The sequence below is a fragment of the Saccharopolyspora sp. NPDC050389 genome (assembly GCF_040655595.1).
In the GTDB taxonomy this organism is placed as follows: Bacteria; Actinomycetota; Actinomycetes; order Mycobacteriales; family Pseudonocardiaceae; genus Saccharopolyspora.
Map to the genome: position 1 here is coordinate 24,271 of NZ_JBFAKG010000043.1, position 13,377 is coordinate 37,647.

At 69.4% G+C, this 13,377-nt stretch carries 8 protein-coding genes; all 8 read right to left on the bottom strand.

Features of this window, described 5'->3' with window-relative positions; all coding sequences use genetic code 11:
- Positions 1 to 81: 81 nt before the first annotated feature.
- The 8 genes from fusA to AB0I53_RS26550 all read right to left on the bottom strand — a co-directional run bounded on the left by fusA (position 82) and on the right by AB0I53_RS26550 (position 13,375).
- Positions 82 to 2,184: an elongation factor G gene (gene fusA, locus AB0I53_RS26515; protein ID WP_358608244.1), complete on the bottom strand. Its 2,103-nt coding sequence runs from the start codon at positions 2,182 to 2,184 to the stop codon at positions 82 to 84.
- 77 nt (positions 2,185 to 2,261) lie between these two features.
- Entirely contained in the window at positions 2,262 to 2,732 is a 471-nt protein-coding gene (gene rpsG / locus AB0I53_RS26520; RefSeq protein WP_358608247.1) for a 30S ribosomal protein S7, read from the bottom strand.
- Complete coding sequence (rpsL, locus tag AB0I53_RS26525) at positions 2,732 to 3,106, bottom strand: 30S ribosomal protein S12 (RefSeq protein ID WP_009948619.1); 375 nt, start codon at positions 3,104 to 3,106, stop codon at positions 2,732 to 2,734. Before rpsL ends, rpsG begins: the two co-directional genes overlap by 1 nt.
- 485 nt (positions 3,107 to 3,591) lie before the next feature.
- Positions 3,592 to 3,846 (bottom strand): hypothetical protein, encoded by a 255-nt coding sequence (locus tag AB0I53_RS26530; protein WP_358608250.1) that lies wholly within the window; start codon positions 3,844 to 3,846, stop codon positions 3,592 to 3,594.
- A 528-nt stretch (positions 3,847 to 4,374) separates the two neighbouring features.
- Positions 4,375 to 6,018 (bottom strand): TNT domain-containing protein, encoded by a 1,644-nt coding sequence (locus tag AB0I53_RS26535; RefSeq protein ID WP_358608253.1) that lies wholly within the window; start codon positions 6,016 to 6,018, stop codon positions 4,375 to 4,377.
- The gene (locus AB0I53_RS26540; RefSeq protein ID WP_358608256.1) at positions 6,015 to 9,914 is read right to left on the bottom strand and encodes an ADP-ribosylglycohydrolase family protein; all 3,900 of its coding nucleotides are present in this window, start codon (positions 9,912 to 9,914) and stop codon (positions 6,015 to 6,017) included. Before AB0I53_RS26540 ends, AB0I53_RS26535 begins: the two co-directional genes overlap by 4 nt.
- 19 nt (positions 9,915 to 9,933) lie before the next feature.
- The gene (locus AB0I53_RS26545) at positions 9,934 to 12,120 is read right to left on the bottom strand and encodes an ADP-ribosylglycohydrolase family protein (protein WP_358608259.1); all 2,187 of its coding nucleotides are present in this window, start codon (positions 12,118 to 12,120) and stop codon (positions 9,934 to 9,936) included.
- A 16-nt stretch (positions 12,121 to 12,136) separates the two neighbouring features.
- Positions 12,137 to 13,375 carry an ADP-ribosylglycohydrolase family protein gene (locus AB0I53_RS26550; protein WP_358608262.1) on the bottom strand — a complete coding sequence of 413 codons (1,239 nt, stop codon included), beginning with the start codon at positions 13,373 to 13,375 and terminating at the stop codon, positions 12,137 to 12,139.
- Between the last annotated feature and the right edge of the window lie 2 nt (positions 13,376 to 13,377).

The following is a 13,377-nucleotide window of genomic DNA, read 5'->3' on the forward strand; positions in this document are numbered from 1 at the left end:
CTGGAGGGGATTGCTCCCCGGTCGCCTTCGCGAGGCGTTGCCTCGTGCTCGGTCCCGGCTCAGCCGCGACCGAGCAGCGGGTCACTCGCCCGTTGCCTTGGCGATGATCTCCTTCGCCACGTTCGCCGGAACCTCGGCGTAGGAGTCGAACACCATCGAGTAGTTGGCCCGACCCTGGGTCTTGGACCGCAGGTCGCCGACATACCCGAACATCTCCGACAGCGGCACGAGGGCCTTGACGACGCGGGTACCGCTGCGCTCCTCCATGGCCTGGATCTGACCACGGCGGGAGTTCAGGTCGCCGATGACATCGCCCATGTAGTCCTCGGGCGTGGTCACCTCGACCGCCATCATCGGTTCGAGCAGCGCCGGGGAGGCCTTTGCGGCGGCTTCCTTCAGCGCCATCGATCCGGCGACCTTGAACGCCATTTCCGACGAGTCGACCTCGTGGTACTGGCCGTCGAGCAAGGTCACCTTCACGCCGACCAGCGGGTAGCCGGCCAGCACGCCGTACTGCATCGCGTCCTGCGCGCCCTGGTCCACCGACGGGATGTACTCCCGCGGGATGCGACCGCCGGTGACCTTGTTGTCGAACTCGTAGGTCGCGCTCTCCGACGTCTGCTCGATCGGCGACAGGCCGATGATCACGCGCGCGAACTGACCGGAACCACCGGTCTGCTTCTTGTGCGTGTACTCGTACTTGTCGATCGACTTGCGGATCGTCTCGCGGTAGGCCACCTGCGGCTTGCCGATGTTGGCCTCGACCTTGAAGTCGGTCTTCATCCGGTTGACGAGCACCTCGAGGTGCAGCTCGCCCATGCCCTTGATGATGGTCTGACCGGTTTCCTCGTCCAGCTTCACCTGGAACGTGGGGTCTTCCTCGGCGAGCTTCTGGATCGCCGTGGACAGCTTCTCCTGGTCGGCCTTCGTCTTGGGCTCGATGGCCACCTCGATGACCGGAGCCGGGAAGGTCATCGACTCCAGCACGATCGGGTTCGCCGGGTCGCACAGGGTGTCACCGGTCGTGGTGTCCTTGAGCCCGATCACCGCGTAGATGTGACCGGCCTGGATCTCGTCGACCGGGTTCTCCTTGTTGGAGTGCATCTGGAACATCTTCCCGATGCGCTCCTTGCGCTCCTTGGTCGAGTTGATGACCTGGGTGCCCGCGGAGACCTTGCCCGAGTAGACCCGGACGTAGGTGAGCTTGCCGAAGAACGGGTGCACCGCGATCTTCGAGACCAGCGCGGCGAACGGCTCGTCGACGCTCGGCTTGCGCTCGGCAGGGGTGACGCCGTCGGGCAGCAGACCCTGCACCGGCGGGACGTCCAGCGGCGACGGCAGGTAGTCCACCACCGCGTCCAGCATCGGCTGGACACCCTTGTTCTTGAACGCGGTACCGCACAGGACCGGGAAGGCCTCGCGGCTGTTGGTGAGCTTGCGGATGCCGGCCTTGATCTGCTCCTCGGTCAGCTCCTCGCCGCCGAAGTAGGCCTCCATCAGAGCCTCGTCGGACTCCGCGACGGCCTCGACCAGCTTCTCGCGGTACTCCGCGGCCTTCTCGGCGAGGTCGGCCGGGATGTCCTCGACCTCGTAGTCCTCGCCCTTCTTGACCTCGCCGCGCCAGGTCAGCGCCTTCATGCGGACCAGGTCGACGACGCCCTGGAAGTCCGACTCGGCGCCGATCGGCAGCTGCAGCACCAGCGGCCGGGCGTGGAGGCGATCCTCGATCGTCCGAACCGTGAAGTAGAAGTCCGCGCCCAGCTTGTCCATCTTGTTGACGAAGCAGATGCGCGGGACGTCGTACTTGTCCGCCTGACGCCAGACCTGCTCGGACTGCGGCTCGACACCTTCCTTACCGTCGAACACCGCGACCGCGCCGTCCAGGACGCGCAGCGACCGCTCCACCTCGACCGTGAAGTCGACGTGGCCCGGGGTGTCGATGATGTTGATCTGAGTGTCGCCCCAGAAGGTCGTGGTAGCAGCCGAGGTAATGGTGATACCCCGCTTCTGCTCCTCTTCCATCCAGTCCATCGTCGCGGCGCCGTCGTGCACCTCGCCGATCTTGTACGTGATCCCCGTGTAGTAGAGGATCCGCTCGGTCGTGGTGGTCTTGCCCGCATCGATGTGGGCCATGATGCCGATGTTGCGGACCTTGGTCAGGTCTGTCAGCACGTCGCGTGCCACGAGTTTCTTCCCCGTTCCCTACAGCAGGTGCAAGCTGTCGAATCGGTGCGCCGAGGCGGGCAAGAGCCGACCCGACGTCACCAGCGGTAGTGCGCGAAGGCCTTGTTGGACTCCGCCATCTTGTGCGTGTCTTCACGCTTCTTGACGCTCGCGCCGAGACCGTTGCTCGCGTCCAGCAGCTCGTTCATGAGGCGCTCGACCATGGTCTTCTCGCGGCGCTGCCGGGAGTAACCGACCAGCCAGCGCAGCGCGAGGGTGGTGGAGCGACCGGCGCGGACCTCGATCGGCACCTGGTAGGTCGCGCCACCGACACGGCGGCTGCGGACCTCCAGGGTCGGCTTCACGTTGTCCAGGGCGCGCTTGAGCGTGACGACCGGGTCGGTGCTGGTCTTCTCCCGGCAACCTTCCAGCGCCGCGTAAACGATCCGCTCGGCCAGCGAGCGCTTGCCGTCCACGAGGATCTTGTTCACCAGCTGCGTGACCAGCGGCGAGCCATACACGGGATCGGCGTGCAGCGGCCGCTTCGGGGCCGGACCCTTGCGGGGCATCAGCTCTTCTCCTTCTTCGCGCCGTACCGGCTGCGAGCCTGCTTGCGGTTCTTCACACCCTGGGTGTCAGCGGAACCGCGGATGATCTTGTAGCGCACGCCGGGGAGGTCCTTCACACGGCCGCCACGAACGAGCACGATCGAGTGCTCCTGCAGGTTGTGGCCCTCGCCTGGGATGTAGGCCGTGACCTCGATGCCGCTGGTCAGCTTGACACGAGCGACCTTGCGCAGTGCCGAGTTGGGCTTCTTCGGGGTGGTCGTGTACACGCGGGTGCACACGCCACGCCGCTGCGGGCTCCCCTTGAGCGCCGCGGTCTTGGTCTTCGCGACCTTGTCCTGGCGGCCCTTACGGACCAGCTGCTGGATGGTGGGCATGGACCGGCTTTCTGTCAGCGTTCGCGTCTTCTGGTACTCGACCAAGCGGCGCTCGTTCGAGCTTCGGCGTGCCCTGGCGTCGAGCACCTGTCAGGCACTGTGTTTCCGGACTCCTCCCGCACCACGAGGTCGGGCGTGTCGCCCGCTCCTCGGCCTTTCGGCGCCGATGCGCCCCAATGGGAACGACCCCAGAGGGTTGTCGAGAGGAGTTCCACACATCCTCGGCGCTGGCGCGGTCTCAACCAGCGGCTGGCGACCACGTCATGCACGGGCATGCGGATCGACCCGATGGGTGTCGGGTCCGATAAACAAAGATACCTGCCCCGTTCTCAGAGGGTCAAAACGGGGTCCCTCTTGACCTGCTCGATCACCCGGCGCCGCGCCGGCGCCACCTCAGGGGTGCGAGCTCGCGTCTTACCTTCCCCGACACTCTACCCACGCTGACAAGGGCTTCCCGCCAAGCGAGATCGATCACATCGGGCCGGTCATTCGGCGGGCCACACCACGATCCACCTGGCCTGGCCGATCGGCCGCCCCGCCGCCGGGTGCTGGCGCTGGATGCGGCCGTGGTCCCGACGCAGCGGGCGCGGATCGCCGTCCGGGCCGCCGACCACGACCTCCACCCCGACGGCGTTGGCCACCGCGAGCGCCTCCGGCGGCGTCCGCCCGACCAGATCCGGGATGGGCCGCGGGTCGCCGTAGTAGTCGAGGTACCGGTTGACTCCGCGCGCCTCCCTCATGACGCCTCGGCTCCGGCGAGCAGCCGGCCGCGGCTGGTCGATGCGATGAGATGGGCCCTGCGCAGCGTTGCCAATGCGGCCTCCTGCCGTGTCACCCCCGAAAATCGACATGCGGGAGCGTACCGGCGGTCGAGGCCGGACCGGCGCACCCAGATGGACGAACCGCCGCCCGGGCCGCGAGCCCGGATGTTCCGCTGGTCACCGGGGCCGTGCGTGTTTTGTGTCGCTATAGAGCCTGTTTTGGATGTGGTGACGTGCGGATGTGATAACGCGGGCGTTTTGTCTTTGAAGCGGCGCAGCCGCTTAGCCCACCCACGCAACCCGCACCGCCGCGGGTTCTCAGAGGTCTTCTCGCGAGGACAGCCCCGACGTAGTGAATTGGCATTCATGATGTCGGGGATCCCACAGCGAGAAGACCTCTGAGGTTCCGCCACCCACACCGCCACGCAGAACGAGTTTAGAAACAGCCTCTACAGCAGCACGAAGTACGCACGGCCCCGGGCCTGCCGGAACGTTGCGCCGAGCCGGTCAGGCCTCGGCGAGCCAGCCGTCCGCGACCAGTGCGTGCAGGTCCGCCGGGAGGAGGAAGGCGGTGCCGCCGCCGACCTGGCCGTAGTCCGGCTTCGCCACGCCGGAGATCACCTGGAACCCGGTGAGCACCCGGTACTTCCGGTAGTCCCCGGCCGGCTGCTGCGGGGGCGCGGATCGCTGCGGCAGCGTCGTGCCCGCGACGAAGGCCGTGTTGCCCGCCGGATCGCCGAACCTGTCGATCTCGTCACCCGCGCGCAGGTCGACGAGGAACTTGTTGTCGTAGGCGTCCAGCGGCGGCTCGCCCGGCAGCGGCTGGATCGGGCACTCGAAGTCGGCCAGCGGCTCGTCGGGCGCGCGCAGGAACAGGTCCCTGGTCAGCGCCATCGCGCCGATCAGGTGCGCGGCGGCGCCGAACGGCTCCGGGAACCGGGACTTGTTCTTGACCTCGCCGTTGTCGACGCAGAACACCGCCCACCAGCCGTCGAGCTCGCGGATCATGCTCCAGCCGCCCTCGACGGCCTGCTCGAAGCTGTAGAACCGGCGGCTCATGCCCATCGCGCTGATGAAGCCCCTGGCCAGCTCGATCGCTTCAGCGGGCGGGATGTTCTCGAGGGTGTCGGCGTCGGCGCCCAGCACCAGCGCCTTGGCCTCCGCCGCGGCGCGCTCGGCGACGACCTCCGGCGGCCGGTGGCCGTTGCGCCGGACGTGCTCGAGGAAGTCGCGCGGCGGCGCGATGTCGTGCACCCCCAGGTAGTAGGCCATCGCCAGCGGCCACACCCAGGTGCCGTCGGTGTGGAACTGCTTGGGCACCTCCGGCGGCTGCTGCGGGTCGACCTCGTCCGCCGAGGTGCCGGGGGCCGACAGCAGGATCTCGCCGCCGTAGAGGTAGTCGAGGACCGCCTGCTTCTCGGCCCACGGCAGCGCGGGCCGGTGCGCCACCGGGCGGTCGTCGGCGCCGCGGCCGTCGAAAACCTGGACCATGCGGACGGGGTCGGGAACTTCGAAGCCACCGCGGTTGTCCGCGTGGTGCTGCCATGCGGCTTCGAACAGCCAGTCCGGCGCCGTCACGCGCGGGTAGAAGCGCAGTTCGTCGTAGTACGCGCGGAGGCCCTCGTCGCCGCGAGTCCACTGCGGAGCATCGTGCCCGGTCCGGTAGTCGGCGCCGTCGCGGCTGATCGCGACACTCGCCGTGGTCCACGCACCGGTGTCCGGGCGGTACTCGACGTCGCGGAGCCGGCGCAGCGCGTCGACGACCTCCTGCGCCGGAATCCACTGGTGCTCTTCGTCGGTGGTGACGGTCGCGGTGATCTCGATCCGGGTGCCCAAGGCCGTGCAGTTCACCTGGGCCTCGCGCCAGCCTTCCGGCAGCGCGGCGGCGAGCGTGCCGTGCAGCGACTCGACCAGTTCCTGCCGCAACGCCGACCGGTCCGGCACCGAACCGAAGGACGCCGACGCCGGGAACTGCGGCCGCACCGGGTGGGCGTCGTCCTCCTGCTCGAAGAACACCGCGGTCACCTGCTCGACCGGGATCGCGTCCGGCCTGCCGTTGATCCGCGCCCCGCCGTCGCGCAGGTCGACCACCAGCTGAGGTTCACCGTCGATGACGCCGTACAGCCCGATGATGTGCGTACCGAGGATCACTTGCCCTCTCCCTCGAACGTCTCGGTGCGAACGACGCCGTTGATGCGCCGCGGCGCGGGCTTCGGCGCCGGGAACTCCGCGACGGGCTCGTCGCCGGCCCCTCGCAGAGCGGGCTCCGGAATCGACCACTGCGGACGGACGGGATAGCGCTCGTTCCAGTCCTCGTCGGTCGGCGGCTCGATCGCGGCCTGCCCCGGCTGGAACGCGCCCCGGCCGAACTCGGCCACGCAGTCCAGCGCCACCTGCTCGACGACGTCGCGCAGCTCCAGCTCGGCCAGCCAGTCGACCGGGAGAGCGCCGACGCCGAGCAGGGCGCCCACGATGTTCCCGCAGATCGCGCCGGTGGAGTCGCTGTCCCCGTCGTGGTGCACGGCGATCCGCAGCGCGAGCTCGACGTCCTCGCCGCCGACCAGCGCCGCGCACACCGCGATCGCCAGCGCCTCCTCGCCGACCCAGCCGCCGCCGAGCGTCTCGGCGACCTGCTGCGGCGTCGGCACGCCGGCCTCGGCCAGGTCGACGGCGGCCTTCAGCATGGCGCTGGTCTCCTCGTGGTCCTCCCAGGTCTCAAGGACCTGCAGGGCCAGCCACACGCCGTCGTCGAGGCCGCGGCCGAGCAACGCCTGCTGGACGATCACCGCGAGCGCCCCGGCGGAGTGGTAGCCGGCGGGGTGGCTGTGGGTCAGCGCGGCGGTGCGGGCGGCCAGCCGGAACACCTCGGCGGGATCGGTGGAGCACAGCGCGACCGGTGCGGCGCGCATCACGCCGCCGCAGCCCTTCGAGTTGTTGATCTTCTCGGTGAACGAGCCGGCCGGGTGGCCGTCGCCGAACCGGGCCAGCGCGCGGAACACGGTCTTGCCGGGGGCGCGGGTCTTGAACAGGCCGGGCACCTCGATCAGCCAGCCGTCGGGCGCGGGATAGTCGGCGAGGAACCGCCCGGCGGCGGCATCCCACTCGACGCCCTGCGTGTGCAGCCAGCGCTGGTAGGCCAGCTGAACCTCGGGCAGCGGGTCCTCGACGCCGAGCATCCGGCCTGCGACGCTGCCGCGGATCAGGCCTTCGGCGGTGAACAGCGTCATCTGCGTGTCGTCGGTGATCGCGCCGTGCACCCCGTACGCCTCGCGCAGGCCGTGCGGCCCGTCGGGGCCGAAGCGCCTGGTGATCTCCTCGGCGGTGATGAACTCCAAGTCGGAGCCGAGGGCATCGCCGAGCGCCCCACCGAGGAAGCAACCCAGCACCCGCTCGGTCAGCGACGGGGCGCTGTCGTCGGGCCGGTCCGCCTTGGCGTGCTCGCCGCGAACGATCGGCGCGACCACAGCCGCGGGCTCGGCGGGCTTCGGCTCGGTTTCGGCCTGCTGGGCCTCGACGTCCGGCTCGTCGGCCGGTTCGTGCTCGTCGACCTCGACCGGCTCGGCGCCTTCCGGCGCGGCGGGCTCCGGCGCGGTGTCTTCCGGCAGGGCGAGCTCGGCGAGGCTCCGCCGAGCGAGGTGATCGACGCCCGACGACTCGGCCGCCACCTGGTCGACGTCCTCCGACGCGACAGGGTCGGTGGCGCCCGACTGCTCCGGCTCTCCGGACTCCTCCGCGTCGAGCGGCTCCACGGATTCGAGCTCGGCGGGCTCCGAGATGCCGGACGGCTCGGGCTCCTCGGCCACGTCCGCCGGTTCGGCTTCCTCGACCGCGACGTCTTCCACGGCGGGCCCGGCGACGCTCCGCCGGGCGATGTGGTCGGGGCCCAGCGGCTCGGGCTCTTCGGCCCTCACTTCTTCGGCGCCGAACGCACCGGGCATCTTGGCCGGCTCCGCCGACTCGGCGTCTTCCAGCTCCGCGAAGGCCGAAAGAATCGCCCCGTCAGCCTCCGGTTCGTCGGCTTCTGCCAGATCGGCGTCTGCTGCGACCTCGTCCGGCAGGCTTTCGCCTGGCGTCGTGTCGAAAACGGCTGGTTCGAGGTCGATCGGTGCGCGCGCGGGCGGCTCCATGTCGACCGGATCGCGCTCCACCGGCTCCTGCGGAGCGGGCGGCTCGGCGTCGAGCTGGTCTTCGGACCAAGCCGGGACGACGTCCTCCGCGATGGCTCCCATCGATGCGGACATCGCGGGCTCCTCCGGCGCCGCTTCGTCGGCAACGCTCTCAGCCAACGCCTGCTCGGCGGCCGCCTCTTCACCGGTAGCGATCTCCGCGGCCACTGCTCCGCCATCGGCTGGTCGCTCCGCGAACTCCGACGCGGCGGCGATGTCGTCGGCCTCCGGCACGACGATCCGCCCGAAATCCGGGTCGGCGGCCTGCGTCCGCTCCTGCTCGACCGGTGCCGAATCGGCCTCATCCCAGGATTCGACCGGCGTCGCACGGACTTCCGGCGCCGGGAATTCCTCGGCCCGAGCCGCCGCGCGGGGAGCGGCCAGCGGAGGAAAGGCTCCGATCTGCGGTTCGGCGTCGAACTGCTCGGGCTCGGCCGGAGTGTCGACCGCCGGGAACACCGCGGTGGTTTCGAACGGTGCCTCGTTCGACAGCAGGCGCGGCACCGGGATCGGCCCGGTGCTCGACGGATCGGTCACCACGAATTCCGTCGGGGTTTCGGCGCGGGCCACCGGGAACGTCGGCGCCCCGATGTTCTCCGAGCGCGCGCTCTGCGGCGGGATGCCCTGCGGGGGTGTGTCGACGGCATCCGGCGCGGCCGGGATCGCGGGCATGATCATGGTCTGCTCGGCGGAGCCTTCGACGGTGTTCGGCGTGCCGGCGGCGAGCTCCCGGGGGCCGCCGAGCCGCCGGGGGTTCGGCGCGTACCGCTGGGCCCACTGCGGCGGCGGTGGCGGCGCGAAGGCTTCGGTGGCGTCCGCGCAGAGGATCTCGATGACCTCGCGCAGTTCGAGTTCTTCCACCCACTGCGCGGGAATCCCGCTCGGCCCGTAGATCGCGCCGGCGAGCTGCCCGGCCAACGCCCCGGTGACGGCGCTGTCGCTGGAGTGGTTCACGGCGACCCGCACCGCGTCGGCGAAGTTCCGGGTGCTGCCCACGGCGGCCAGCGCGATGCCGAGCTCGCCGGGCTTGTCCTCGGTGTCGAATTCGATGTCGATGTCCGACGGCGAAGGGCGGATGCCCCGCTGCCCGACGAACATCGCCGCGTGCACGGTCCGCCGGACGTCGGCTGGAACCTCGCGGACCTGGTAGGCGCTGCCGAGCCGGCTGCGGTCGGACGCGGTCGCCGCGTCCCACAGCGGCACGCCGCGGATCAGCTGAGCCAGCACGTCGCCGTGCATGCCGGCGGCGCTGACGGAGTTCGGGGCGGAGGTGAACAGGTTCGCGGTCGCGGCGCCGGTGGAGTACACGGCCTCGGGCACGTTCGACCACACCATGGCGGGCGCGGCCCAGGCCACGCAATCCGCCAACCCGTCCACATTGGTCGGAGGACGCAGCAGGCCGTCGGCGCCCAGCGGAGACCGCCGAGCCATCCGCCCGAGCAGGGCGATCGCCGCGCCGTCCGGGTTGCGGGTCGAATACAGCTCGGGCCGTTCGAGCAACCAGCTGGTGGGAGCGGGTTCCGTCGACAGGTAGGCCGACATCGCGTAGTCCCACGGAACGCCCTGCGTGTGCAGCCAGCGCAAGTAGTTGGTGAAGACGAACTCGGTCGGCAACCACCCGTTGCCGCCCGGGTTGGCGGCCTTCGCCCGCAGCAGGGCCTCCAGCGTGAACACGGTGAGCTGCGTCAGGTCGGTGACCGCGCCGCGCCGCCCGTAACCGGGCAGGTAGTCGACGACGCCCTGCGGCCCGAACCACTGCTGGATCTCGGCGGTGCTGGTGTGCCGCACGCCGGCCCCGAGCGCGTCGCCGACGGCCCCGCCGAGCATGGCGCCGCGGAATCGTTCGGCCCACGACAGCTGCGGCGGTCGAGCGTCGGTCATCGCGATGTCTCCCTCATGGTCACCAGGCGGGATACCGCCGAGTCCATCCCGGATCGGTCGGCGGCCCAGGGCTGAACTCGACCAGCGCATCCTTGGCCAGCGTCTCGACGAGCTCCCGCAACTCCAGGGACGCGAGCCACTCCTGCGGAACGGCCCGAGCCCCGTAAAGCGCCCCCGCAATGTTGCCGCACACGATCCCCGTGGAATCGGAGTCCCCCGAGTGGTTCACGGACAGCAACAGCGCGTCCCTCAAGTTATCGGTGGCCAGCGCGGCGTAGAGCCCGATCGCGAGAGCTTCTTCCCCGACCCACCCCTGACCGAGTGTGTCCTTGATCTCCTCGGGACTGACGGCGCCCTTCTTCGCGAGCTCGACGGCGGCGTCGAGGAACTTCAGCTGCTCGTCGTGCCCGCGCCACCGGGTCAGCAGATCCCGCGCCATCCGAACGCTTTCCGGCAGCGGCACATCGCGGATCAGCTGGTGAACGATCACCGCGATCACGCCGGCGGAGAGGTAGCCGGAGGGATGGCTGTGCGTCAGCGCGGCGGTACCGACGGCGGCGTAGAAGACCTCGGCGGGATCGTTGGACCACACCGCGACCGGCGCGGCACGCATGACGCCGCCACAGCCCTTGGAATCGTTGATCTTGAACTGCGGAGTGGCATGCTGATGCGTCTGCGCGAACTTCGCCAGCGCCGACATGCAGGTGCTCCCCGGAGCCCGCGAGCTGAACAGCTCGGGATGAGTGATCAACCACCCATCAGGCTGCTGCAGATGCTGTGCATAGGGCCCACCGGCGCGCTCCCACGGCTGGCTCTGCGTGTGGAACCACCGCTGATAAGCGTGCTGAACTTCGGGAACGGGATCGTTGTCGGTCGGATTGATCCGCCGAGCGACGTGAGCCCGGATGAGCCCTTCGAGGGTGAAGAGCATCATCTGCGTGTCATCGGAAACCTGAGCGACACCGTCGCGAAGCACGGGAGAGGTGAGCCCGGCATCCCCGTGGTTCCGGCGGATCATCCCGATGTCGTGGAACTCAATGGCAAACCCGAGCGCATCGCCCATCGCCCCGGCCAGCATCGAGCCGATGAACCGCTCGTGGGCGTCCAAGGTCTGCGGAGGCTCAGCCTGAGCAGGATCAGCGGGCTGCGACGGGGAGTTCCCATTTCGGACATCGGGTTGCGGGGTGATTCTCACCTCGTCCGGACCGAATTCGGTCATGAAAGTTCCGGCGACGGATTCGAGCTGGCCGGCGGATTCGAGTTTCCGGCGCCACAGCAGCGGGAATGCCTCCGTGCCGTGTCTTGCGCCGGTGAGCAGGCCGGACACCTGCGCATTGCGGGACCGGGTCCCTCCGGCGAAGGCGTGGAGGACCTCGGCCCATCCGCCGGTGTTGCGGGCTCCGATGCAAAGCGCCCGGGAGACGACCTCCGGTCCAGAGGAGCCGTCGCCCAGCTCCGCGAGAATCCCCTGCTCGTTGGCGTCTTCGCGCACCGTCGCAAGGTATTCCAGCCTGCGGCGGAGCTCAGCGTGCTCAGTGCCCAACTGCTCCAGCAGTATCTCGGAGATCTGGTCGAGGCGGAGATTCTGGCCGTTGAGCGCCCGTACGAGCGCCACGGCGAACACGCCCGCACTGGCCCAGTCCTCCGGGTGCTCTCTGAGCAGTCGGGCCAGTCCCGCAGCTCGGCGGAACGCGTCTTCGTCCGGGCTGGTGATGCTGACCAGCGCGGCCGGAATGGAAGCGGCGAAACATCCGAGAGTTCCAGCGAATTCCGCTTCTCGGGCACGTGTCATCAGCGCAGCGTCGAGATCCGCGCCCTCGCCCTGATCTGCGTGGGCGCGTGTCGCGATCTCGACAGCGCTGACCAAGGCCGCCGAGTTCGGTGCCTGCCACGGCCGCGACCGGATAGCGGCCAGCAGCGCACCCCCGGTCCCGATTCCTTCCGCTTCAGCCGTGGCCCCGAGGGAATCTCCCAGAGCTCCGCCGACGAGCATGCCCATCACCCGGCCGAGGACCTGGTATTGCCGCCGCGGCCAGGCGAGCGGATCGTTCCGATCGCCCCCGAAGACCATCCCGACCTGGCGGTCGACTCCCTCGAACCACGACATCGGGAGCAGGATCGGCCGGGACTTGATGTCCCGCCACGCCTGCAGCGTCTTCCGCTCGTTCGGGGTCAGCTCGTCCTGAGCCGTGATGCTGTCGTTCATCTGCTACTCCCCGTGCTCAGAACCCCGGGTAGGGACCGGCCCAGTCGGGCGTCCAGACCCGCTCCGGCAGTCCGACCTGAACGGCCGCGACGTCGAAGACCAACCGATCCACCACGTCTCGAAGCTCCAGCCGCTCCAGCCACTCCCGCGGAAGTCCCTGCTCACCGTTTCGCGCGCCGTGGAAGCCGCCGACCAGTGGCGCCGCGGCGGGCAGGACCTCGGCCGCACGCCGCACGGCGGACTCGAAATCGTTGTCCCGCGCCGCGACCACCACGGCGACGGCCAGCGCATTTGGAGCCGCACCGTCCGCCACCAGCGCTGACAACTCGCTCGGCGACGGCGGCGGACCGGTCAGCTCGCAGGAATCCAGCAGGCGCCGAACGTTCTCGTCCGGCCACTTGACCAGCTCGTCCGCCACCACCTCGATGCCGTCTTCCAGCGTCCCCCCGGACAACACCGTGTTGACCAGGACCGCGTACGCGCCCGCGCTCAGGTATGCGTCGGGGTGGCCGTGCGTGAGCAGTGCGTTCGCGACGGCCTGCTCGAAAACTCGCTCCGGAATGTCCGACCACGCCGACAGAGCGATCGCCCTGGGCACCGCAGACGGAGTCCGAGCCCTGTTGATCGGCTTCGAGAACCACCCCGTCACGTCCCTTTCCGCGAATGCGGACAGCGCCTCGATGCACACCGGATCCGGGTCGCGAGGCTCGAAGAGTTCCGGGACCTTGATCAGCCACCCGGACGGTTCGGGCACTTCTTCGAAGATGCCCGCGGTCACGGCCCTATTCCACGGGACGCCCTGGGTGTGCAGCCATCGCAGCAGACCCAGCAGGCCGATCGTGCGCGGGATGAGCCTCTTCGTCTGACGCAGCCAGGTCTCCGTGCGCACCACCGCGTCGAGGCAGAACAGCGTCATCTGGGTCGACGAGGAGAGCCGTCCGTGCACGACCATGTCGGCCAACGCGGACTCCAACGCCGCGAACGGGAAATGCATCCCGATCCCGTAGAACAAGGACGCGTCTTTGATGGTCTTGTCGTAACGCAGTTCCTGGCAGAACTCGTCACTGCTGCGTCCGAAGACCCTCCGCACCCGCTGGGCATCCCAATAGCCCATGACGCGTTCGCCGTTGCGCCATTCGTAGTCCGTCGTCGTGTCCGACCGACCGCGGGTCTCCAGCACGACCTGCTCGTCGAGGGTCAACAATTCCGCGACCTTCCCGGTCAGCGCTGCACTCGGCCGCTGATGCTGATCCATCG

Coding starts and splice junctions, on each gene's coding strand:
- rpsL (WP_009948619.1), bottom strand. CDS start 3,106: ATGCCCACCATCCAGCAGCTGGTCCGTAAGGGCCGCCAGGACAAGGTC.
- rpsG (WP_358608247.1), bottom strand. CDS start 2,732: ATGCCCCGCAAGGGTCCGGCCCCGAAGCGGCCGCTGCACGCCGATCCC.
- AB0I53_RS26545 (WP_358608259.1), bottom strand. CDS start 12,120: ATGAACGACAGCATCACGGCTCAGGACGAGCTGACCCCGAACGAGCGG.
- AB0I53_RS26550 (WP_358608262.1), bottom strand. CDS start 13,375: ATGGATCAGCATCAGCGGCCGAGTGCAGCGCTGACCGGGAAGGTCGCG.
- AB0I53_RS26540 (WP_358608256.1), bottom strand. CDS start 9,914: ATGACCGACGCTCGACCGCCGCAGCTGTCGTGGGCCGAACGATTCCGC.
- AB0I53_RS26530 (WP_358608250.1), bottom strand. CDS start 3,846: ATGAGGGAGGCGCGCGGAGTCAACCGGTACCTCGACTACTACGGCGAC.